The organism is Escherichia sp. XD33 (genome assembly GCF_019375075.1).
GTDB lineage: Bacteria > Pseudomonadota > Gammaproteobacteria > Enterobacterales > Enterobacteriaceae > Enterobacter > Enterobacter flexneri_A.
The window spans coordinates 1-22,840 of record NZ_JAENDM010000058.1 but is presented as its reverse complement, the minus strand read 5'-3'; the positions used below and the strand labels follow the sequence as shown (position 1 = coordinate 22,840).

At 49.2% G+C, this 22,840-nt stretch carries 19 protein-coding genes and 3 pseudogenes; 8 read left to right on the top strand and 14 right to left on the bottom strand.

Translation table 11 applies throughout. The annotated features are described in order from the left end of the window. Window positions 1-64, bottom strand: a 64-nt coding sequence (locus tag K0778_RS21830; RefSeq protein ID WP_001676991.1) for an IS1 family transposase, incomplete at its 3' end; no start/stop codon positions are given. Between the two features lie 54 nt (window positions 65-118). Between K0778_RS21830 and K0778_RS27825 the strand changes: the two are divergent. The 3 genes and pseudogenes from K0778_RS27825 to caiE form a co-directional block, all read left to right on the top strand. Further along, window positions 119-229: pseudogene (locus K0778_RS27825) on the top strand (hypothetical protein); the annotation flags it as partial. 108 nt (window positions 230-337) lie between these two features. Next, on the top strand, window positions 338-1,123 hold the full coding sequence (gene caiD, locus K0778_RS21825) for a crotonobetainyl-CoA hydratase (RefSeq protein WP_063084468.1): 786 nt from the start codon (window positions 338-340) through the stop codon (window positions 1,121-1,123). 5 nt (window positions 1,124-1,128) lie between these two features. Then, entirely contained in the window at window positions 1,129-1,719 is a 591-nt protein-coding gene (gene caiE, locus K0778_RS21820) for a carnitine operon protein CaiE (protein WP_001619097.1), read from the top strand. A gap of 118 nt (window positions 1,720-1,837) precedes the next feature. On the opposite strand, the gene caiF is transcribed toward caiE, so the two are convergent. The 11 genes from caiF to K0778_RS21765 all read right to left on the bottom strand — a co-directional run bounded on the left by caiF (window position 1,838) and on the right by K0778_RS21765 (window position 15,352). Continuing rightward, the gene (gene caiF / locus K0778_RS21815; protein ID WP_000333125.1) at window positions 1,838-2,233 is read right to left on the bottom strand and encodes a carnitine metabolism transcriptional regulator CaiF; all 396 of its coding nucleotides are present in this window, start codon (window positions 2,231-2,233) and stop codon (window positions 1,838-1,840) included. Window positions 2,234-2,494: 261 nt separating this feature from the next. Further along, a complete protein-coding gene (gene carB, locus K0778_RS21810) occupies window positions 2,495-5,716 on the bottom strand; it encodes a carbamoyl-phosphate synthase large subunit (RefSeq protein ID WP_001126349.1) in 3,222 nt (1,073 codons plus the stop codon). Between the two features lie 17 nt (window positions 5,717-5,733). Next, window positions 5,734-6,882, bottom strand: a complete 1,149-nt coding sequence (gene carA, locus K0778_RS21805; protein WP_063084469.1) for a glutamine-hydrolyzing carbamoyl-phosphate synthase small subunit — start codon at window positions 6,880-6,882, stop codon at window positions 5,734-5,736. Between the two features lie 455 nt (window positions 6,883-7,337). Further along, on the bottom strand, window positions 7,338-8,159 hold the full coding sequence (gene dapB / locus K0778_RS21800; protein WP_000543586.1) for a 4-hydroxy-tetrahydrodipicolinate reductase: 822 nt from the start codon (window positions 8,157-8,159) through the stop codon (window positions 7,338-7,340). A gap of 166 nt (window positions 8,160-8,325) precedes the next feature. Next, on the bottom strand, window positions 8,326-9,240 hold the full coding sequence (gene rihC, locus K0778_RS21795; RefSeq protein WP_001239155.1) for a ribonucleoside hydrolase RihC: 915 nt from the start codon (window positions 9,238-9,240) through the stop codon (window positions 8,326-8,328). Between the two features lie 65 nt (window positions 9,241-9,305). Next, window positions 9,306-10,256, bottom strand: a complete 951-nt coding sequence (gene ispH / locus K0778_RS21790) for a 4-hydroxy-3-methylbut-2-enyl diphosphate reductase (protein ID WP_001166395.1) — start codon at window positions 10,254-10,256, stop codon at window positions 9,306-9,308. Window position 10,257: 1 nt separating this feature from the next. Next, window positions 10,258-10,707: an FKBP-type peptidyl-prolyl cis-trans isomerase gene (gene fkpB / locus K0778_RS21785; RefSeq protein ID WP_000004655.1), complete on the bottom strand. Its 450-nt coding sequence runs from the start codon at window positions 10,705-10,707 to the stop codon at window positions 10,258-10,260. A gap of 124 nt (window positions 10,708-10,831) precedes the next feature. Then, window positions 10,832-11,326, bottom strand: a complete 495-nt coding sequence (lspA, locus tag K0778_RS21780; RefSeq protein ID WP_000083369.1) for a signal peptidase II — start codon at window positions 11,324-11,326, stop codon at window positions 10,832-10,834. Continuing rightward, entirely contained in the window at window positions 11,326-14,142 is a 2,817-nt protein-coding gene (gene ileS, locus K0778_RS21775; protein ID WP_001286865.1) for an isoleucine--tRNA ligase, read from the bottom strand. The genes lspA and ileS overlap by 1 nt, the downstream gene beginning before the upstream one ends. A 42-nt stretch (window positions 14,143-14,184) precedes the next feature. Next, window positions 14,185-15,126: a bifunctional riboflavin kinase/FAD synthetase gene (ribF, locus tag K0778_RS21770; RefSeq protein WP_000767329.1), complete on the bottom strand. Its 942-nt coding sequence runs from the start codon at window positions 15,124-15,126 to the stop codon at window positions 14,185-14,187. A gap of 7 nt (window positions 15,127-15,133) precedes the next feature. Next, window positions 15,134-15,352 carry a DUF2575 family protein gene (locus tag K0778_RS21765; protein WP_001300728.1) on the bottom strand — a complete coding sequence of 73 codons (219 nt, stop codon included), beginning with the start codon at window positions 15,350-15,352 and terminating at the stop codon, window positions 15,134-15,136. Between the two features lie 102 nt (window positions 15,353-15,454). On the opposite strand from K0778_RS21765, the gene rpsT reads away from it, so the two are divergent. From rpsT to K0778_RS21745, 4 genes and pseudogenes are all read left to right on the top strand, one after another. Then, window positions 15,455-15,718 carry a 30S ribosomal protein S20 gene (rpsT, locus tag K0778_RS21760; RefSeq protein WP_001274021.1) on the top strand — a complete coding sequence of 88 codons (264 nt, stop codon included), beginning with the start codon at window positions 15,455-15,457 and terminating at the stop codon, window positions 15,716-15,718. A gap of 482 nt (window positions 15,719-16,200) precedes the next feature. After that, a pseudogene (espX1, locus tag K0778_RS21755) lies at window positions 16,201-17,621 on the top strand (type III secretion system effector EspX1). A 246-nt stretch (window positions 17,622-17,867) separates the two neighbouring features. After that, window positions 17,868-19,199 (top strand): annotated as a pseudogene (locus K0778_RS21750) (fimbria/pilus outer membrane usher protein); the annotation flags it as partial. Between the two features lie 12 nt (window positions 19,200-19,211). Next, the gene (locus K0778_RS21745; protein WP_063084470.1) at window positions 19,212-20,171 is read left to right on the top strand and encodes a fimbrial family protein; all 960 of its coding nucleotides are present in this window, start codon (window positions 19,212-19,214) and stop codon (window positions 20,169-20,171) included. Window positions 20,172-20,208: 37 nt separating this feature from the next. Here K0778_RS21745 and nhaR read toward each other — a convergent pair whose 3' ends face one another. Together nhaR and nhaA are read right to left on the bottom strand one after the other, a co-directional pair. Further along, window positions 20,209-21,108 (bottom strand): transcriptional activator NhaR, encoded by a 900-nt coding sequence (gene nhaR / locus K0778_RS21740; RefSeq protein ID WP_001300855.1) that lies wholly within the window; start codon window positions 21,106-21,108, stop codon window positions 20,209-20,211. A 65-nt stretch (window positions 21,109-21,173) separates the two neighbouring features. Next, window positions 21,174-22,340, bottom strand: a complete 1,167-nt coding sequence (gene nhaA / locus K0778_RS21735; RefSeq protein WP_000681368.1) for a Na+/H+ antiporter NhaA — start codon at window positions 22,338-22,340, stop codon at window positions 21,174-21,176. A 333-nt stretch (window positions 22,341-22,673) separates the two neighbouring features. On the opposite strand from nhaA, the gene K0778_RS21730 reads away from it, so the two are divergent. Beyond that, a partial coding sequence (locus K0778_RS21730; RefSeq protein ID WP_047664789.1) for an IS1 family transposase occupies window positions 22,674-22,840 on the top strand: 167 nt, incomplete at its 3' end.

Here is a 22,840-nt window from a genome sequence, read left to right as displayed (position 1 = left end):
TGCCGTTACGCACCACCCCGTCAGTAGCTGAACAGGAGGGACAGCTGATAGAAACAGAAGCCACTGGAGCACCTCAAAAACACCATCATACACTAAATCAGTAAGTTGGCAGCATCACCGCTTCTGCGAACAAAATATGGCGAAATTTAAAGTGCCCTCTTATCTGGAGATCAGAAAAGATCTGCCACGTAATTGCTCGGGGAAAATAATTAGAAAGAATCTGAAATAAATGAAACGGCAGGGAACTACCCTGCCAGCTAATAATCACGCTCTAAAACAATATGCATTTTTTGCAGGAATGTTGTCGTCCCTGAAAAAGCAAAAATGGAGAAAAGGAATGAGTGAATCATTACATCTGACCCGCAATGGATCAATTCTGGAAATTACCCTTGATCGCCCAAAAGCGAATGCTATTGATGCAAAAACCAGCTTTGAAATGGGCGAAGTATTTCTAAATTTCCGTGACGATCCGCAATTACGTATCGCCATTATTACCGGTGCCGGAGAGAAATTCTTTTCCGCGGGCTGGGATTTAAAAGCGGCAGCAGAAGGCGAAGCACCGGATGCTGACTTTGGCCCGGGTGGTTTTGCGGGATTAACCGAAATTTTCAATCTCGACAAACCAGTTATCGCAGCTGTGAACGGCTACGCCTTTGGCGGCGGTTTCGAACTGGCGCTGGCGGCAGATTTTATTGTTTGTGCCGATAACGCCAGCTTCGCCCTGCCGGAAGCCAAACTGGGCATCGTTCCTGACAGCGGCGGTGTGCTGCGTCTGCCGAAGATCCTGCCGCCTGCCATCGTCAATGAAATGGTGATGACCGGCAGACGAATGGGCGCAGAAGAGGCGCTGCGTTGGGGGATAGTCAACCGCGTGGTTAGCCAGGCGGAACTGATGGATAACGCCCGCGAACTGGCGCAGCAGCTGGTTAACAGCGCTCCGCTGGCGATTGCGGCGCTGAAAGAGATCTACCGCACCACCAGCGAAATGCCGGTAGAAGAAGCGTATCGCTATATTCGCAGCGGCGTGTTGAAACACTATCCGTCGGTTCTGCATTCGGAGGATGCCATTGAAGGGCCGCTGGCGTTTGCCGAGAAGCGCGATCCGGTGTGGAAAGGACGTTAACAACCGTGAGCTATTACGCCTTTGAGGGGTTAATTCCGGTGGTTCACCCGACGGCGTTTGTCCATCCCAGTGCCGTCTTGATTGGCGATGTGATTGTGGGAGCCGGTGTCTACATCGGCCCACTCGCCTCACTGCGTGGTGACTACGGGCGGTTGATCGTGCAAGCGGGAGCCAATATTCAGGATGGCTGCGTTATGCATGGCTACTGCGACACTGACACCATCGTTGGGGAAAACGGCCATATCGGGCACGGAGCGATCCTGCATGGTTGTGTGATTGGTCGCGATGCATTGGTCGGGATGAACAGCGTGATTATGGATGGCGCGGTCATTGGCGAAGAGAGCATTGTTGCCGCCATGAGCTTTGTCAAAGCAGGCTTTAGTGGCGAGAAACGCCAGTTGTTGATGGGTACGCCAGCCCGCGCTGTACGCAGTGTGAGTGACGACGAGTTACACTGGAAACGGTTGAATACCAAAGAGTATCAGGATCTTGTCGGACGCTGTCATGCATCGTTACATGAAACGCAGCCACTGAGGCAAATGGAGGAAAATCGCCCCCGTTTGCAGGGGACGACGGATGTGACGCCGAAACGGTGATCTTGCCGGATGCGGCGTAAACGCCTTATCCGACCTGGCTGGAAAGCAACCGTAAGCCGGATAAGATGCGCCAGCATCGCATCCGGCGACCAGGTCGCACGGTATCATCGAAATGACATTAACGACGCATACTCTTTGACAACATCATCTGCCACTTCTGCTCGCGGTTAAGTTCCGTGAGCGGAACGGCAGGAATACGCGGTGTCTTTCTTACGCCGACTAATTTTTCCCGACTGTTATTGCGCAGGCGCGCGTAAATTTGTTCATCGATATCGACCACTTTAACCAGTCGCTGACACTGGCATCCCCGCCCTTCCAGCTTATTAGGGATCATCTTAACTTCGCAGCTTATTTCTGTGACTTCCGACAGAATATAAGTCAGGGTATTAACCGCCTTGCTGTGTTCAATATCGAAATGAATAGAGATCTCTCTTGCTATCACCCACCGATTTTCAGCCATCATCCATTCGGCGATTAACAAGTAGAGTGGTTTTTCAACATATCCTTCACACATACGAACTCCAGTTTCACAAATTAAAAGTCTGGCTATGACTCGTTTTGAAGCAATTAAACAAGGCCATATTAAAATTGTGGATATATCGATAGTATGCAACTTCACCGTCGATAAGTGTGAGCTAAATCCTGCTTATGTCATCAAAAATATCGATTCCCCAAAAGATTTACTTAATGGGCAAAAAAAAACGGTCCTCATCAGAGAACCGTATTAGTTATTCGATCAAATTAGCGGATGAAAAATATCTGCCATGACACGCTATTATTTGATCTGTGCGTGCATTTCCTGCACCGAAATTACTTTTTCAGTCGCATCGGCATTCAGCGCCATCGCGGTGGCAAAGCCGCCGTTCAGGGTGGTGTCGTAATGCACTTTATATTGCAGCGCACTGCGACGAATCACGCGGGAGTCTTCAATCGCACGACGGCCTGAGGTGGTGTTGATGATGTAGGTATATTCGCCATTCTTGATACGGTCCTGAATGTGCGGACGGCCTTCATGCACCTTGTTTACCAGACGCGGGTTGATACCTGCTTCGCCCAGCACAATCGCCGTGCCGTGGGTCGCATCCAGCTCGAAGCCCTGTTTCAGCAGTTTTGCCGCCAGGTCCACCACGCGTTCTTTATCGCCTTCGCGCACGGAAAGCAGCGCACGACCGTGTTTCTTCATGGTGGAGTTGCTGCCCAGCTGCGCTTTGGCAAACGCTTCAGCGAAGGTGCGGCCCACGCCCATGACTTCCCCGGTAGAGCGCATTTCTGGCCCTAACAGCGGGTCAACGCCCGGGAATTTATTGAACGGCAGCACCACTTCTTTCACCGAGTAGTACGGCGGGATAACTTCTTTGGTTACGCCCTGCTCAGCCAGCGATTTGCCAGCCATCACGCGCGCCGCCACTTTTGCCAGCGGTACGCCGGTGGCTTTGGAGACGAACGGAACGGTACGCGCCGCACGCGGGTTAACTTCAATCAGGTAGACTTCGTTGTTTTTCACCGCAAACTGCACGTTCATCAGGCCGCGCACCTGCAATTCGAAGGCCAGTTTCTGCACCTGCTGGCGCATCACATCCTGAATTTCCTGACTTAAAGTGTAGGCTGGCAGCGAACATGCGGAGTCACCGGAGTGCACGCCCGCCTGCTCAATATGCTCCATGATGCCGCCAATCAGCACCATTTCGCCGTCGCAGATGGCGTCCACATCCACTTCTACCGCGTCATCGAGGAAGTGGTCCAGCAACACTGGCGCATCGTTAGACACGCTGACCGCCGTCTGGAAGTAGCGACGCAGGTCTGCTTCGTCATAGACGATTTCCATCGCCCGACCGCCGAGAACGTAAGACGGACGTACCACCAGCGGGTAGCCAATCTCTTTCGCCTTCTCTACCGCCATTTCGATAGCGGTAACGGTGGCGTTCGCCGGTTGCTTCAGTTTCAGGCGGTCAACCGCGTGCTGGAAGCGTTCACGGTCTTCCGCACGGTCGATAGCATCCGGGCTGGTGCCGATAACCGGTACGCCAGCGGCTTCCAGTGCACGCGCCAGTTTCAGCGGGGTCTGACCGCCGTACTGAACGATAACGCCTTTCGGCTTCTCAATACGCACGATTTCCAGCACATCTTCCAGGGTTACCGGCTCGAAGTAGAGGCGGTCGGAAGTGTCGTAGTCGGTGGAGACGGTTTCCGGGTTACAGTTAACCATAATGGTTTCGTAACCGTCTTCGCGCAGCGCCAGCGAGGCGTGTACACAGCAGTAGTCGAATTCGATACCCTGACCGATACGGTTCGGGCCGCCGCCGAGAACCATGATTTTTTCACGGTCGGTAGACGGATTCGCTTCGCACTCTTCTTCATAAGTGGAGTACATGTAAGCGGTGTCGGTGGCGAACTCTGCCGCACAGGTATCCACGCGCTTATAAACCGGGTGCAGGTCATACTGGTCGCGCAGCTTGCGGATTTCCGCTTCGCGCACGCCCGCCAGTTTTGCCAGACGCGCATCGGCAAAGCCTTTGCGTTTCAGCTGGCGCAGGAATTCAGCGTTCAGGCCAGTGATGCCCACTTCCGCTACTTTCTCTTCCAGACGCACCAGTTCTTCAATCTGTACCAGGAACCAGCGGTCAATATTGGTCAGGTTGAAGACGCCGTCCACAGACAGGCCCGCACGGAACGCATCGGCGATGTACCAGATACGATCTGCGCCTGCGTCTTTCAGTTCGCGACGGATTTTGGTTAACGCTTCCGGGTCATCCAGGCTCACTTTCGGGTCGAATCCAGTCGCACCGACTTCCAGGCCGCGCAGCGCTTTTTGCAGGGATTCCTGCTGCGTGCGACCAATCGCCATCACTTCGCCAACCGATTTCATCTGAGTGGTCAGACGGTCGTTAGCACCGGCGAATTTTTCGAAGTTGAAGCGAGGAATTTTAGTAACCACATAGTCGATGGACGGCTCGAAGGAGGCCGGAGTACGTCCGCCAGTGATGTCGTTCATCAGTTCGTCGAGGGTGTAACCCACCGCCAGTTTCGCCGCCACTTTAGCAATCGGGAAACCGGTCGCTTTCGACGCCAGCGCCGAAGAACGGGACACGCGTGGGTTCATTTCGATAACAATCAGACGACCGTTTTTCGGGTTCACCGCAAACTGAACGTTGGAACCACCGGTTTCAACGCCGATTTCACGCAGCACCGCCATCGAGGCGTTACGCATGATTTGATATTCTTTGTCGGTCAGCGTTTGGGCTGGCGCGACAGTGATGGAGTCACCGGTGTGGATGCCCATCGCATCGAAGTTTTCGATAGAGCAGACGATGATGCAGTTGTCGTTTTTATCACGCACCACTTCCATCTCGTACTCTTTCCAGCCGATCAGCGACTCATCAATCAGCAACTCTTTGGTCGGAGAGAGATCCAGACCGCGGGCGCAAATTTCTTCAAACTCTTCACGGTTATAAGCGATACCGCCGCCGCTACCGCCCATGGTAAAGGATGGGCGAATAATGCACGGGAAGCCCACGTCAGCGGCAACCGCCAGCGCTTCTTCCATCGTGTGTGCGATACCGGAACGCGCGGTTTCCAGACCAATTTTCTTCATCGCTACGTCGAAACGACGGCGGTCTTCTGCTTTATCAATCGCATCGGCAGTGGCACCAATCATGGTGACACCGAACTCTTCCAACACGCCCTGACGTTCCAGCTCCAGCGCGCAGTTCAGCGCCGTCTGACCGCCCATCGTTGGCAGCACCGCGTCCGGGCGCTCTTTTTCAATAATCTTGCGTACAACTTCCCAGTGAATCGGCTCGATGTAGGTTGCATCAGCCATTTCCGGGTCGGTCATGATGGTCGCCGGGTTGGAGTTCACCAGAATGACGCGGTAACCCTCTTCACGCAGGGCTTTACACGCTTGCGCGCCAGAGTAGTCAAACTCACACGCCTGACCGATAACAATCGGGCCCGCACCCAGAATCAGGATACTTTTTATATCTGTACGTTTTGGCATGGCTCTTTTACTCCTGATTACTTAGCGGTTTTACGGTACTGCTCAATTAACTCGATAAAGTGGTCGAACAACGGCGCGGCGTCGTGTGGACCAGGGCTGGCTTCAGGGTGCCCCTGGAAGCTGAATGCCGGTTTATCGGTGCGATGAATGCCCTGTAACGTACCGTCGAACAGGGATTTATGCGTGACACGCAGGTTTGCAGGTAATATTGCTTCGTCCACCGCAAAACCGTGGTTCTGGGCGGTGATCATTACCACGTTTTTCTCCACATCTTTAACCGGATGGTTGCCGCCGTGGTGACCAAATTTCATTTTGACAGTCTTCGCACCGCTCGCCAGCGCCAGCAGCTGATGACCGAGACAGATGCCGAATACCGGAATATCGGTTTCGAGGAATTTCTGGATGGCGGTAATGGCGTAATCGCACGGGGCCGGGTCGCCAGGACCGTTGGAGAGGAAGATGCCGTCTGGATTCATTTTCAGCACATCTTCCGCAGAAGTTTGCGCCGGAACGATGGTCAGGCGACAGCCTCTATCCACCAGCATCCGCAGGATGTTGCGCTTGGCACCAAAATCATAAGCCACGACGTGGAACGGCAGCTCGTCTTCTTTTTTCGCTTCTGGCAGGCCACCGGACAACGTCCAGCTCCCTTGTGTCCAGCTATAGGCTTCTGCGGTGGTCACTTCTTTTGCCAGATCCATGCCATTCAGACCTGGGAACGCGCGGGCTTTTTCTAACGCCAGCGCCGCATCCGGGTTATCGCCCGCGATAATGCAGCCATTCTGTGCGCCTTTCTCGCGCAGTAAACGCGTCAGCTTACGGGTATCGATATCGGCAATCGCCACGATGTTATGGCGTTTCAGGTAAGAAGAGAGGTCTTCGGTATTACGGAAGTTGCTGGCAATCAGCGGCAGGTCGCGAATCACCAGACCTTGTGCATGTACCTGAGAAGATTCTTCATCGGCGTCATTGGTGCCGACATTGCCAATATGGGGATAAGTAAGAGTAACGATTTGACGAGAATAGGAAGGATCAGTGAGGATTTCTTGATAACCGGTCATTGAAGTATTGAAAACGACTTCCCCAACCGCCGAACCTGTTGCCCCTATGGCCCGACCGTGAAACTGGGTTCCGTCTTCCAGAACCAATAGCGCTGACTTAATCAAAACACCCTCCAGAGAATATTCACTCACTTTATTTGCATATTAATTCACAATGATGACGTAAATCAATGCAAATCTGCTTACCGACGAATTTCTGGCAAACGGCGGCATTCTGGAGATATGGGCGCTAAAAGTCAACTTAATGGCAGGATTTTTTATATTATTTTGTGGCTCATGCATGTTTTACAGGCATTAAGCGGCAAAAAGATCATATAACCTGTTCTGGAAAACGCTTGCGCAGCAAGAAGATTGCATGAAATAAAAGCGAGTAGGGAAAAGTGGACCAAATGGTCAAAATTTACATTAAAACAACAAAAACCGAAGACAAAACATGTAATTTTTGGCACTTATAGACAATTTAAAAACATAACACTAAAAATAAAAGGGCCAAAAATTAAAGCCCTTTACAATCAATAAATTAAATGTGTTATTTTTGCACCATAACAAATATTTTGTGGTTACAAACTATTGAGATCAAGCACATCTCGCATATCAAAAAGACCACTTTCCTTACCACTCAACCACAAAGCCGATCTTACCGCGCCGTTAGCAAATGTCATGCGGCTGGACGCCTTATGGGTGATCTCCAGACGCTCGCCAATATCGGCAAACATCGCGGTATGTTCGCCAACGATGTCACCTGCACGCACGGTGGCAAAACCAATGGTGCCAGGCACACGTTCACCGGTGTGGCCTTCACGACTGTAGACCGCGCAATCTTTCAGATCTTTATCAAGGGCGTGGGCGATCGCCTCTCCCATTGCCAGTGCGGTGCCTGACGGCGCATCAACTTTATGTCTATGATGTGCTTCAATAATTTCGATATCGGTGTAGTCACCCATCACTTTGGCTGCTTTCTCCAGCAGCTTAAGCATGACGTTAACGCCAACGCTAAAATTGGCGGCAAAGACAATCGCAATATCGGCGGCGGCGTCACGAATCGCCTGTTTACCGGCTTCGTCAAACCCCGTAGTGCCGATCACCATCCCTTTGCCATGCTGGCGACAAAAAGCGAGATGGTTCAGCGTACCTTCCGGACGGGTAAAATCGATAAACACATCAAAATCATCTTTTATCGCATCAAGGCTGCTTTGCACGGTAACGCCTGTTTTCCCTGCACCAGCCAGCTCACCGGCGTCGCTGCCCAGTAAAGAAGATCCTTCGCGCTCCAGCGCCGCGCCCAGCTGCACGCCTTCTAATGCCAGCGCCGCCTGAATCAACTGGCGGCCCATACGCCCCCCGGCTCCCGCGATGGCAACGCGGATGTTTGCATCATGCATAGCTATTCTCTTTTGTTAATTTGCATAGACCGTTTTCAGAGTAACCAGCGCATCGCTACGCCGCCAGCCAAAAACGCTGATAATTAGAAATTAATGATAAACAGGGAGGGATATCAGTGAAAGGCATGAGTCGATGAATGACTGCATGCCGATAACATGTGACAGGTTACGGCACCAGAGCCAGCAAATCAGCCACCCACTGTTGGAAGCCTTTTACATTCAGATCCAATGCCACCTGTACATTGGCTGGTTTGCCCAGGCAACCGTCGATATCAACCACCGTCGTGCCTGAGGTAAATTCGCCTTGAGTTTCTACCGCGACAAAACACGGCTTGAGGGTGAATAAGTCCGGGCGCACCAGCCAGGCGATGGCGCAGAGATCGTGCATTCGCAGACCGCTTTGCATACTGCCGCTACGGTAGTGGCTAAACAGGGCGTGGAGCATTTTTCCGGTGCGATTCAACTCCGGTAAAGTAGCGAGATAGTCAGGGGTTAATATTGCCTGATTGGTGACATCCAGACCGCACATGACAATTTCGATGCCGCTACGGAAGACACAGGCAGCCGCTTCTGGATCGGCAGCGATATTAAACTCGGCATTTGGTGTACAGTTGCCGCGACCAGCAGAACCGCCCATGATCACCAGACGGCGAATATGCGGTTTGCATTCCGGGCATTGTGAAAGTAACAGCGCAATATTGGTTAACGGGCCGATGGCTACCAGGGTAACAGGCTCTGGTGCACGCATCAGGGCATCCCGAATCGCCAGAAACGCCGGTACCTCGAGCGGCTTTCGGTTGTGCTCAACAAAGTCGTAGCCAGCCATTCCCGATTTGCCGTGCACAGATGCCGCATCACGCGGTGCGCGTACCAGCGGCACAGCGGCTCCCTGGGCGAGCGGAATCTCCGCATTCCAGAAATGCAGCAGTTGCAAGGCATTACGGGTAGTTTTCTCAACCGAGACATTACCCGCGACGGTGGTCATCAGTTGCAGGTCGAGTTCGGGGGCAAAAATCGCGGCGGCAATGGCGACGGCATCGTCAATGCCGGGGTCAGTATCGAGGAAGATAGGTAAACGCATGTTTTCTCCATAAAAAATGCCGGTAACAAGACCGGCATTTTCGCATAACTTAGGCTGCTAATGACTTAATCGACTTCACGAATATCGACACGCAGCTCTTTCGGCACTTCGAAAACAATGTTTTCTTCACGGCCTTCCAGCGGAATGGCTTCACCACCGCCCAGCTGCTGCAAACGTGCCACCACATTTTGCACCAGAATATCCGGAGCCGATGCGCCCGCAGTCACGCCGACGCATTTAACCTCTTTCACCCACTCTTCCTGGATATCTTTCGCATCGTCAATCAAAAACGCGCGTTTGCCCATACGCTGGGCCAGCTCCGCCAGACGGTTGGAGTTGGAGGAGTTTTTCGAACCGACCACCAACACAACTTCCGCCTGTTCTGCCAGGGCGCGTACCGCTTCCTGACGGTTAGTCGTGGCGTAGCAGATGTCATCTTTGCGCGGACCGACAATTTTCGGGAAGCGTTTACGCAGCGCGTCGATCACATCAGACGTGTCATCCACCGACAGCGTGGTCTGGGTCATAAAGGAGAGCTTCTCTTCGTTTTTGACCGTCAGTTTCCACACATCGTCCGGCGATTCGACCAGATACATTCCCCCTTCCGGGTTACTGTACTGGCCCATCGTACCTTCCACTTCCGGATGCCCGGCGTGGCCGATGAGAATCGACTCTTCGCCACGACGGCTGGCGCGGGCGACTTCCATATGCACTTTGGTCACCAGCGGACAGGTGGCATCAAACACCGTCAAATCGCGGCTTTTTGCTTCGTTACGTACCGCCTGAGAAACACCGTGTGCGGAGAAAATCAGGATCGCGCCGTCCGGTACTTCGCTAATCTGCTCAATAAAGATAGCCCCACGCTCACGCAAGCTATCGACCACATAGCGGTTATGTACCACTTCGTGACGGACATATATCGGTGCGCCGTAAATGGCCAGCGCGTTTTCAACAATGCTGATAGCGCGGTCTACCCCGGCACAAAAACCACGCGGGTTGGCCAACAGGATCTGCATGTTACGCCTCCAGTGCCGGATCGATTTCCAGCACTTCAATATCAAAATGAACGGTCTGCCCGGCCAGCGGATGGTTGAAATCAACGGTAATGGAGTCGCCGTTAATTTCGCGGATCACGCCAGGCATCTCACTGCCATCCATTGCGGTAAAAAGCATGATTGCGCCAATTTCTGGCTCGCCTGCATCCATAAATTCACGGCGGGAGAAGTACTGAATCAGGTCCGGTGACGGCACGCCAAACGCCGCATCTGGCTCCAACGAGAAGGTGGTTTTATCGCCCACTTTCAGCCCCAACAGGTGTTGCTCCAGCCCTTCAGAAAGAGAAGCATCACCCAGGCGGAACAGCGCCGGTTTACCGTTGTTGCGGGTAGACTCGGCGGTGGTGCCATCGTCGAGTTTTAGCGTGAAGTGCACCAGGACGGCGCTATTGCTCTGTACAGATTCAGACATGCAGGTTTGCTCTTATATTTGAGGATTTTTGCCGGATGCGGCGTAAACGCCTTATCCGGCCTACGATTTCGCAGCAATCTGTAGGCCGGATAAGATGCGTCAGCATCGCATCCGGCAGGGTTTATTATTGTTTTTTCGCTTTAGAAGGTAAAAACCCTTCCAGCACGATCAACGCCGCACCGACACAAATGGCAGTATCGGCAAGGTTGAAGGTGGCGAAGTGCCAGTCGCCGACGTAGAAGTCGATCATATCGACAACGAAGCCGTGCCACAGGCGGTCGAACAGGTTGCCCAGCGCGCCGCCAATAATCAGCGCATAAGCGATATTGTTTAGCTTCTGCGTGGCCTTCGAGCGATACATCATCACTGCCAGGATCACGCTAATACCAATCGCAATACCGGCAAAGAACCAACGCTGCCAGCCGCCGCTATCGGCAAGGAAACTAAACGCCGCGCCATAGTTACGCGCATAATGCAGATTAAGCGACGGGAACAGCGGGACCGTATCCCCCAGAGCAAAGTTCTGGAGGATCAGGTATTTGCTGCCCAGATCGATAATCAGCACGACTACCACCAGCCACAGCCAGCGTAGCCCTGTTGAACAGATCGATTGACTCATCAGGCAAACTTACGTTTTTCACCGTCACCGGCGACGTTGCTGACACAGCGGCCGCAGATTTCTGCGTGTTCCGCCACCTTGCCGACATCCCGGGTGTAGTGCCAGCAGCGTGGGCACTTCTCACCTTCGGCTTTACTCAACGCGACTTTCAGCCCTTTGAGTACTTCGCTCTGCTGAGCATCAGCAGGTGCGTCGTTATAGTCTGCAACGGTAGCGCCGGAGGTCAACAGGACAAATCGTAATTCATCGCCCAGCGCGGTCAGTTTCGCCGCCAGTTCCGGTTCTGCATACAAGGTTACTGCCGCTTCCAGCGAGCCACCCACTTTCTTGTCGGCACGCGCTTGCTCAATGACTTTGTTCACTTCGCCACGCACTTTCAACAGCTCGTCCCAGAACGCATCGTTCATCGCTTCACTGTCTGCCAGGCCAAACAGGCCTTCGTACCACTCACCGGTGAAGACGTATTTTTCACGTTCGCCCGGCAGGTAGCCCCACACTTCATCAGCGGTGAAGGAGAGGATTGGTGCCATCCAGCGCACCAGCGCTTCTGCGATGTGATACAGCGCAGTCTGGCAGCTACGACGCGCCACACTGTCCGCTTTGGCGGTGTACTGACGGTCTTTGATGATGTCGAGGTAGAAGGAACCCATCTCAACGGAGCAGAAGCGCATCAGACGCTGTACCACTTCGTGGAAATCGTATGCTTCGTACGCGTTGAGGATGTCTTCCTGTGCCGCTTTCGCACAACCTACGGCCCAGCGATCCAGTACCACCATCTCTTCCGGTTTCACCATATCTTTTGCTGGATCAAAACCGTTCAGGTTTGCCAGCAGGAAGCGCGCGGTGTTACGGATACGACGATAGCTATCGGCAGCACGTTTCAGGATCTCGTCAGAAACGGCCATTTCACCGGTGTAGTCGGTTGATGCCACCCACAGACGCAGAATATCCGCGCCCAGTTTGTTCATCACATCCTGCGGCGAAACGGTATTGCCGATGGATTTAGACATCTTGCGACCCTGACCATCCACGGTAAAGCCGTGGGTCAGTACCTGACGATACGGCGCTTTGCCTTTCATCGCGGTGGAGATCATTAGGGAAGACATGAACCAACCACGGTGCTGGTCAGAACCTTCCAGATACATGTCCGCTGCGTGACCGGCAAATTCCGGACGCACGTCAACAACAGAGGAGTGGGTAGATCCGGAGTCAAACCATACATCCAATGTGTCCGGCACTTTCACGTACTGATCAGCTTCATCGCCGAGGATCTCTTTCGCATCAAGATCCCACCACGCCTGGATGCCGTCAACTTCAACGCGTTTTGCCACTTCTTCCATTAGTTCGAGAGTACGCGGATGCAGCTCTTCCGTGTCTTTGTGCACGAACAGTGACATCGGTACGCCCCAGGTGCGCTGACGGGAGATACACCAGTCAGGACGGTTAGCAACCATCGACTCGATACGCGCCTGGCCCCAGTCCGGGATCCACTGCACGCCTTTGATCTCTTTCAGTGACTGCGCACGCAGACCTTTCTGATCCATGCTGACGAACCACTGCGGCGTCGCGCGGAAGATGATCGGCGTTTTGTGACGCCAGCAGCACGGATAGCTGTGCTGCATTTTCTCAACGTGCAGCAGCGCGCCTTTTTCCTGCAGCAGCGCAACGACGATGTCGTTCGCTTTGAAGACGTTCACGCCATCCAGCGTCGGATAAGTGCCCGGCAGATAAGTGCCGTCCGGGCCAACCGGGTTAGCGGTTTCCAGGCCGTATTTCTGACCGATCACATAGTCGTCCGGGCCGTGGCCAGGCGCGGTGTGAACGGCACCGGTACCGGCATCCAGGGTAACGTGATCGCCGAGGATTGCCGGAACGTCGAAGCCCATAAACGGATGGGTAAAGCGCAGCAACTCAAGCTCCGCACCTTTTACCGTGCCGAGAATGGTGTAATCGGTCACGCCGATACGCTGCATTACGCTTTCAACCAGATCTTTCGCCAGAATCACGGCCTGACCGTCGATCTGCACCAGCGCATAGTCGAAATCAGGTGCAATAGAGATTGCGCGGTTCGCAGGCAGAGTCCACGGCGTAGTGGTCCAGATCACCAGCGAGATTGGGCCGTTAACGTTGCTTACGGCAAATTTTGCTTTCAGTGCATCCTGATCGACCGCCTGAAAAGCAACGTCGATGGACGGAGAAGTTTTGTCGTAATACTCAACTTCCGCTTCCGCCAGCGCAGAACGGCAGTCAACGCACCAGTGTACCGGCTTCGCGCCTTTGTGCAGGTGACCGTTGCCGATGATTTTGCCCAGCGCGCGGATGATGTTGGCTTCAGTTTTGAAGTCCATGGTCAGGTACGGGTGCGACCAGTCGCCCAGCACGCCCAGACGGATAAAGTCTTTGCGTTGACCGTCAACCTGGGTCGCCGCGTATTCGCGGCACTTGGCGCGGAACTCGGCGGCGGTGAATTTCTCACCCGGCTTACCGTATTCTTGCTCTACTTTCAGCTCGATCGGCAGACCGTGGCAGTCCCAGCCAGGCACATACGGCGAGTCATAACCGGAAAGCCCTTTGGACTTCACGATAATGTCTTTCAAAATCTTGTTAACCGAGTGACCAATATGAATGCTGCCATTCGCATAAGGAGGGCCATCATGCAGAATGAAGGTTTTTTTGCCTTTTTTAGCCGCACGGATGATGCCGTACAGATCATCATCAGTCCAACGCGCCAGCATTCCCGGTTCGCGCTTGGCGAGATCGCCACGCATCGGGAACCCTGTTTCCGGCAAATTCAGGGTTGATTTATAGTCACTCATCAGATTCTCGGTTCCGTGTTTCGGTTTGATTACATAACAGGCTTAAGCCGGTTTTGTTAGCCCAAAAAATTCGCGGGCGGTTAATTCATCACGCGCAATCTGCGCTTTCAGTTCGTCCAGCGACGCAAATCGCTGCTCATTGCGTATTTTTTTACGCAGCACTACTTGTATATGGCGACCGTAAAGGTCCATTGCAACATCTAACAAATGCACTTCCAGCTGCTGGCGAATACCGGCAACCGTTGGGCGTGTTCCGATGTTTGCCACGCCGGGTAACGGCTTTTCACCGAGGCCCAGCACTTCTACCGCATAAACCCCTTTCACCGGGGAAACCTGACGGCGTAGCGGTACATTCGCCGTCGGGAAACCTATAGTGCGCCCTAATTCATCACCGTGGACTACACGCCCGGAGATGGCAAACGGGTGCCCCAGTAAACTTTCTGCCAGAGCCAGATTGTCATCCGCCAGCGCCTGACGCACAGCGGTGCTGCTAATACGCACGCCACCTTCGCAAAAAGTTTGCGTACTAGTGATATCGAAGCCGTATTCCATGCCAGCTTTCTGTAATAACAAGAAATCGCCTTCACGACCAGCGCCAAAGCGGAAATCATCCCCTACGGCAAGAAATTTTACGCGCAAATGCTTCACCAGAAGATCGCTGATGAAATTTTGCGCGGTTAACGCCGCGAAACGCCTGTCGAAACGCACGCACAGCACGTAATCAACGCCACACTCTGCAAGGTAACGCAGTTTTTCCCGCAGCCGGGTCAGCCGTGCCGGGGCTTTATCGGTAGCAAACAGTTCCAGTGGTTGAGGTTCAAAAAGCATCACCATCACCGGTAAGTTGCGCTTGCGCCCTTCTTCCTGCAAGCCCTGTAACAGCGCGCGATGACCGCGATGCACGCCGTCGAAATTACCAATAGTCAGCACACACCCTTCTTGCGGGGCCTGGCTGAGATTATGTATGCCGCGTATCAGCTTCATGTCTGGCTCAAAACAGTGAAAATCGTCCGAGTATACCTTGTACAGCGGTCAAGGTTAACCGGCGATTGAGTACCGAAATCAGAAAGAAGTGGCTTTTCATTGCCATGGCGCAAATCACGGGAAGAAACTGACCGCCTGCTGCAATTTTTATCGCGGAAAAGCTGTATTCACACCCCGCAAGCTGGTAGAATCCTGCGCCATCACTACGTAACGAGTGCCGGCACATTAACGGCGCTTATTTGCACAAATCCATTGACAAAAGAAGGCTAAAAGGGCATATTCCTCGGCCTTTGAATTGTCCATATAGAACACATTTGGGAGTTGGACCTTGGCTAATATCAAATCAGCTAAGAAGCGCGCCATTCAGTCTGAAAAGGCTCGTAAGCACAACGCAAGCCGTCGCTCTATGATGCGTACTTTCATCAAGAAAGTATACGCAGCTATCGAAGCTGGCGACAAAGCTGCTGCACAGAAAGCATTTAACGAAATGCAACCGATCGTGGACCGTCAGGCTGCTAAAGGTCTGATCCACAAAAACAAAGCTGCACGTCATAAGGCTAACCTGACTGCACAGATCAACAAACTGGCTTAATCGCCAATTTGCTGAAGCTTTGTGAAAAAGCCCGCGCAAGCGGGTTTTTTTATGCCTGCTGCTTTTGTGATGCGTGAGAGAACACACTGCCGGTTGCCAGATAGTCAAAAGTTGCAGGTTCTTGCAGACATGCCGTTGTACTATCTGAACTCTTCGTGGCTTAAGAATCGTAGAACCATCGGCTGATACATTCTGAACAAGAATATCTACTCAATCTCCAGACCCCCTACAAAGAATGTGGATATTGTGATACACATTGAGGTATTAAACTTAAGACCACTCTATTTTTGAATTAAATTCCTATATACTTTAACCATTCATAAATATCTCCTCATTAGACCTTGTAAATTATTAACAGCAATCAACACAGGTTAAATACCTATTTATATTGTACTTCTTAAAATTAATGAGCGATTTTTGATAGTAGTCACATTCACTCATAAATTAAATTAATAAAAATTCATCAACTTCAAGGACTGATAATGACAGATGGTATCTCAACTTCGCCACATTGTCTTTATAAATCAAATATAGTAGATGATGTAATAATAAATAAAACAAGACAAAATGAGTTAGTAAAAGTGTTTTGCGAGTATAAAACAGAGTTCTTAATTTTGTTTGATGACTTTTTCAGAAGCCAGGATTTTCCTAAACCATCTCCAGTCCTCCATCATTTTTTTCAATATACTCATCTGAGAGATGCACATTTTTATAGATGTAAACTCATAGAACATACAGTTCAATTTTATTTTTTAAACACAAAGGCATCACATTACTTAGATTGGATGTTTTTGATGACAGAACAAGCGAATGTCTTTCTGAAGAGATTAAGATATATCAAGAATGCTATGAAAAATTCGTTAAGTTCTTAAAGGCAAACTTCAACCCGGAAATATACCCACAGCTATATACTCCTGAAATATTTTATGAGGCCTGCAGAAATCTCCAGTCATTTTATGCTCATCAGGAGACGTCACAAAACGCTAAATATAGTGCAATAGACAAGAAAAAAAGTCATCTTAACCAGGAAATCAAAAAGCTAATTAAAAAAAATATTTTCCCTGAGCTATATAATGAACAATGCAATAAAATCCCCTCCTCATCGAAAGATGATAACCAGAAAATAACATGGCAGAATTTTAAAACTAGCAATTCGGCATATTCAAAACTATGTGGAAAATTATCTTTATTTAAAAGCGTGCCCAGTCGGTTAATAGAAAAATCAGCTTACTGCTCAACTGAAAATATGGCCACTAATAAATTTGATGTCGTCTTTTCTTACTGCGGAGATAATATAAAGGAATTTATACTTTTATTACCCTATAATAAATCACTGGAGATGTATGAACTTAACGATCAAAAGATCCAGTATTTGACTGCCCCTAATATCAATATACATAAAATGTCGCTATCAAATATAACAATAGAAAAGAGCAACCTTTCATATGGGTATTATTTTAGTTGTGTATTATCCAATATATCATGTTTTGAAAGCGACTTATCAAACACCATCTTTTCAAATGGAGAAATCAATAATCTCTTCATTAAAAAAAGCAACATATTTGGAGCATCATTCACTAATACCAGAATAAAAAATTTGCTCTGTGAAGATATTATGCCTGGTCGATGGACCACTCAACTTGTCAATAAGCACTTAGGTTACAGATACACAGGAGTATTCAAAACCCTGGCAAGTATTGATGACAAACCGTCCCGTTTCGAAATTTTGATACCATTGGTACAAACTTTAGTTCGCGACAATGTAAAGCTAAATAATGATGTGTATAAAGAACTGAAAAAGTTTATGCACGATTACGACAAAACATCCCCGGAAATGAGAAAATACCTTCAGAGCATCAACGAGTCTATGTTCCTTATGAAAAACATAGCTCATCAAAATTAAAAAATCTCAAAAAAGAAGTAATTTCAGAATGAAATTAACTGTGATGATTATTAATTCACTACAGAGGAATAAAAAATAATCTGAAGCATACTCTGAAACATCCTACTCTCTCACTCTAATAATGGCACCTTGCTCTTCTTATAAAGAAGGGAATAATTAAGAATATTAAACTTTCATCAACTTCACATCAAGAAATTAAAAAATTTAAACATTAATCTAAATAATAACAACCTGATCACATAATCGGGTACGATTTTATCCGATAACTATAATGCTATAACTCTGGGAAATGGTTGGAATACACCGCTGGGTGCCATCTCTTTTTACGCTGCCCGATCGAGTAGTAAGTTAAATAATGATACCAGACACGAAGGTACGAGCTATCAGGTCGCCTATAATAAATATCTAGTACAAACAGCCACTCGATTTAGCGTGGCCGCCTGGCGTTATGCTTCGCAGGATTACAGGACATTCAGCGACCATCTTTACGAAAATGATAAACACTATCATCAGAGTGATTATAATGATTTTTATGATATTGGCAGAAAAAATAGCCTTTCTGCCAATATTATGCAACCTTTATCCAATAATCTGGGAAATGTATCATTAAGTGCGCTTTGGCGGAATTACTGGGGGCGAAGTGGAAATGCTAAAGATTACCAATTCAGTTACTCCAATAACTGGCAACACATTAGTTATACTTTCTCTGCCAGCCAATCTTATGATGAAAATAATAAAGAAGAGGAGCGTTTTAATCTGTTTATCTCCATTCCTTTCTACTGGGGGGATGATATTGCCAAAACACGTCACCAAATTAACTTATCGAATTCGACCTCATTTTCAAAAGATGGCTATTCCTCCAACAATACTGGAATTACTGGCATAGCCGGTGAACATGATCAGTTAAATTATGGTATATATGTTAATCAGCAACAACAAAATAATGATACCTCGCTTGGTACGAATTTAAGCTGGAGAACTCCCATCGCCATAATAGATGGCAGCTATAGTCATTCTAAAAACGCCTGGCAAAGTGGTGGAAGTATTAGTAGTGGATTAGTTGTCTGGTCCGGTGGTATTAATATCACTAACCAGTTATCCGATACATTTGCAATTCTGGATGCGCCTGGATTAGAAGGCGCGCATATTAATGGACAAAAATACAACCGAACAAACAGCAAAGGCCAGGTTGTTTACGACCCGATTATACCTCATCGTGAAAACCATCTGGTACTTGATATAGCAAACAGTGAAAGTGAAACAGAATTGCAGGGCAATCGTCAAATTATTGCGCCTTACCGTGGAGCAGTTTCTTATGTGCAGTTTACAACTGACCAACGTAAGCCTTGGTATATACAGGCACTGCGTCCCGATGGTTCGCCATTAACCTTTGGCTATGACGTACTGGATCTCCAGGAAAACAATATTGGAGTCGTTGGCCAGGGTAGTCGCCTTTTTATTCGCGTAGATGAAATTCCAACTGGCATAAAAGTTGCTCTCAATGATGAACAGAATTTATTCTGTACTATTACTTTTCAACACGTTATTGATGAAAACAAAACATATATATGCCAGTAAAAGGAGTTTACTATGAAGTGGCTTTTATTAATCACCTTGAGTCTATATTCTTTTATTGTGCAAAGTGCTCCCTGTGCATTGACCAATGTCGGTGAACAACGTGGAACATATATACTCAAGCCACTGAGTATGAAAGGTAATCTCACCGCCGAAAAAATTGAAAACACCGGAAATATCATTGAGTGTACAGACTTGCAAGAGACAACCAACGCCATTAAAGTTCATTTTTTAACACAGAACGCTTTAAGGTTTAAAGTCGGAAGTCGTCATTGTATTATTAATTTCCCCTTTGAATATGACGGTAAAAAAATAGAGCTTCCAGGGAAGTCATCTTATAATTTAGAAGAAATGCTATCTGCGATAAATTTCACCATTCCATATTCTATCGCATCTGTATCAGATAGTTCTAACACCGCAGACATTTTTCCAGGAACTCCTTTTCCTTTGTTGTTCGAAATTGAAGTGAGTTCATGTACAGGGAATAATACTAATTGTAATAGCGTCCGCTTTAATTATAATTTAAATACTATTTTACAGGTAAATTTAATGACCTGTGGTTTTGAAGATCAATCCATCGACACTGGACGATTTGTACTGTCTCGTATCAATAATGAAAATTATCAGTTTCATCATATAAGATTTGACTGCATCCAGGGCGAGCAAGGTGAATTAGTTTTTGAACCCAGTGATGTTGAATATTACTTTGAACCAGTGACGATACAGGAGTCAGGAACCAGCATATTAAAAAATGAGTTAGAAAACAGTGAGGACGGTGCGGGTCAAGTAGGCTTTCAACTCTCGAATGATGGTACGAATGAAATCCAGTATGGTAAAAGCAATTACTACTCTTTTCAGCATCCCCATGAAGGAAGTAATCAGATTCCTCTATTTATTCGCCCGCGTACATATGGAAATAATGTCTCAAGCGGGCAAATAATGAGCCGAGTCAAAATCGTGGTTATGTACAACTAATCTATCTCCTCCACTTTAACTTTGGGGGAGCTGCCGATTAACGCGCCGCTGGACTAAAAAGCGCAGAATAATCCGTATTGCAGATTCGCTGTACCGCCGGGTGCTGAATCATCCGCTCAGCAAAAATAGCATGGTACTCTTCCATCACATTCTCGACGCGACCAATTTCTACGACAGTTTTATCGGCATAAAAGTCATATGCATAAAGCGTTGGGGCAACGAAGATTGCATTGTGCATTGCACCAAAAGCTTTCATCAACGCGGCATCATCAAACTCGCCGAGGATTTCTACGTTTAATCCCTGGGAGTTAAACCAGTTAAGCAATTTGCGCCCTAACATTGAACGTCGCCCAGGAATCAAAAGTCGCCGTTCTTCCAGACAAGCCGGGAACGGTTTTTCTGGTGGTGGATTTGTACACCAGAAACTCACGCCACATTCGCCAATTCTCACGGAGAACAGGCCTTCCTGCTGCGTAGAGTCTATCGGACAGTCGGAAATGATCATATCCAGTTTATGCTGGCTTAATTGCTCCAGTAGCATTTCGTGGGTGGATTCGAAGCAGCGAAGATGAATCGGCTCGCCTTCTACCACTGCAGCATTCAGCACGCTACTGACCAGGCGTTTGGAAAGTGCATCAGCCACGCCAACGTCAAACAATAAATTGGATTCTTTGCGATAGTTCACAATATCCAGCATTTCCTGGCTTAAGGTGAACATTTTATCGGCATAGCGATAGACCAGTTCTCCCAGCTCGCTGGGTTCGAGACCACGTCCCTTGCGCTTAAATAATTTGCCTTGCAGGCGCTCTTCCAGAGCCCGGATCTGTCCGGTAATGGTTTGTGGTGTCAAATAAAGCGCCTCCGCTGCGCCAACCACGGAACCTTCTTTATAGACATGCCAGAAGTAATACAAGTGGTTGTAATTGATATGAGACATGCTCATTTCTCTCCCTGATAACAATGAAAAGGGAGCCGTTTATGGCTCCCCGGTAAACCGTCCTGTCAAACTGATGGACGCAAACGAACGCGTAACCAACTGTATCCAATTACCGCCGAAGAGATAGAACCGACCAGGATACCGAGTTTCGCCCAGTTAATCAGTTCTGGATCTACGCTACCAAAGGCCAGGCTGGCAATAAAGATAGACATAGTAAAACCGATACCGCACAGGATCCCCACCGCCATAATTTGCTGATAAGTCGTTCCCTCAGGCAGATGCGCCAGTTTCAAACGCAGCGCCAACCAGCAGAACAGACTAATCCCCAGCGGTTTGCCAATCAGCAAGCCAGCGATGATCCCCAATGGCAGAATGGAGGTCAAGCCATCCAGCGTGACGCCTTGCAGAGAAACGCCAGCATTAGCGAATGCAAACAGCGGCAAAATCAGATACGCCACCCACGGGTGCAACACATGCTCCAGTCGCTTCGCTGGAGAACGCCCATGCTTCTCTTTCAAAGGAATAAAGAAGCCGACAATTACCCCCGCCAGAGTTGCGTGAACCCCCGATTTCAACACCGCAGTCCACAACACTACGCCAACCAGAATATAGACGCCCGTGCGGCGTACACCACACAGATTCAATACCGCGAGTACCGCAATTGCTACAGCCGCGACGCCAAGAGAGGCCATCGATAAGTCATTAGTGTAGAACAATGCGATGATAATGATGGCCCCAAGATCGTCGATAATAGCCAGAGCCATCAAAAAGATCTTCAGCGCTAACGGAACACGACTTCCCAATAGCGCCAGCACACCAAGTGCAAAGGCAATGTCAGTAGCCGCCGGGATCGCCCACCCTTCGCGGGTAATCGGATCGGCATAGTTAAAAGCCAGATAGAGTAATGCCGGCACAATCATCCCACCAATAGCGGCGATAACTGGAAATGCGGCCTGGCGTAAGCTGGCTAGCGATCCTTGCATCAGTTCACGTTTAACTTCCAGACCGACTAACAGGAAAAATACCGCCATCAGCGCGTCATTTATCCATAACAGCATGTTTTTGTTGATTTCGAGTGAACCAACCCGGAGCTGAACCGGCGTCTCCAGAAAGTCGTGATACCATCCACTGGTTGCGCCGCTGTTGGCCATCATCATCGCCAGGATAGCGGCAATGATAAGAATAATGCCTCCCGAGGCATCACTGCTAAAGAATCGATGCAGATGTTTCACTTTTTATTTCTCTTTCAGGTGAATAGATCGTTTTTACTATTTTACCCCGCACGAATCATCGTTAAAATCAGATTATAGTGTAGGAATAATTCGTTTTTTACGAGCCATTGAAGAATTTGCGCCATCAGCGGTGAGATGCATTTTTGACGGCTGTAAGCGCTGACGAGTGACCCTAAGCCCTGATAATCATAGCTTAAGGTGAGGATTTCTGAGGGATTAATTAGGAAAAGTAATAATTAATTTGTTGTCAGTCGGCGATGTTTGTTAGGCCAATATTTGGTAATGCTGCCAACTTACTGATTTAGTGTATGATGGTGATTTTAAGGTGCTTGCGTGGCTTCCATTTCCATCAGATGTCCTTCCTGCTCCGCTACTGAAGGCGTGGTGCGTAACGGCAAAAGCACTGCCGGACATCAGCGCTATCTCTGCTCTCATTGCCGTAAAACATGGCAACTACAGTTCACTTACACCGCCTCTCAGCCCGGTACGCACCAGAAAAT

Excerpts from the sequence above, each read along its gene's own strand:
- caiD (WP_063084468.1), top strand. The coding sequence starts at position 338 with ATGAGTGAATCATTACATCTGACCCGCAATGGATCAATTCTGGAAATT.
- caiF (WP_000333125.1), bottom strand. The coding sequence starts at position 2,233 with ATGTGTGAAGGATATGTTGAAAAACCACTCTACTTGTTAATCGCCGAA.
- carB (WP_001126349.1), bottom strand. The coding sequence starts at position 5,716 with ATGCCAAAACGTACAGATATAAAAAGTATCCTGATTCTGGGTGCGGGC.
- dapB (WP_000543586.1), bottom strand. The coding sequence starts at position 8,159 with ATGCATGATGCAAACATCCGCGTTGCCATCGCGGGAGCCGGGGGGCGT.
- rihC (WP_001239155.1), bottom strand. The coding sequence starts at position 9,240 with ATGCGTTTACCTATCTTCCTCGATACTGACCCCGGCATTGACGATGCC.
- ispH (WP_001166395.1), bottom strand. The coding sequence starts at position 10,256 with ATGCAGATCCTGTTGGCCAACCCGCGTGGTTTTTGTGCCGGGGTAGAC.
- fkpB (WP_000004655.1), bottom strand. The coding sequence starts at position 10,707 with ATGTCTGAATCTGTACAGAGCAATAGCGCCGTCCTGGTGCACTTCACG.
- lspA (WP_000083369.1), bottom strand. The coding sequence starts at position 11,326 with ATGAGTCAATCGATCTGTTCAACAGGGCTACGCTGGCTGTGGCTGGTG.
- ileS (WP_001286865.1), bottom strand. The coding sequence starts at position 14,142 with ATGAGTGACTATAAATCAACCCTGAATTTGCCGGAAACAGGGTTCCCG.
- ribF (WP_000767329.1), bottom strand. The coding sequence starts at position 15,126 with ATGAAGCTGATACGCGGCATACATAATCTCAGCCAGGCCCCGCAAGAA.
- K0778_RS21765 (WP_001300728.1), bottom strand. The coding sequence starts at position 15,352 with ATGTGCCGGCACTCGTTACGTAGTGATGGCGCAGGATTCTACCAGCTT.
- K0778_RS21745 (WP_063084470.1), top strand. The coding sequence starts at position 19,212 with ATGAAGTGGCTTTTATTAATCACCTTGAGTCTATATTCTTTTATTGTG.
- nhaR (WP_001300855.1), bottom strand. The coding sequence starts at position 21,108 with ATGTCTCATATCAATTACAACCACTTGTATTACTTCTGGCATGTCTAT.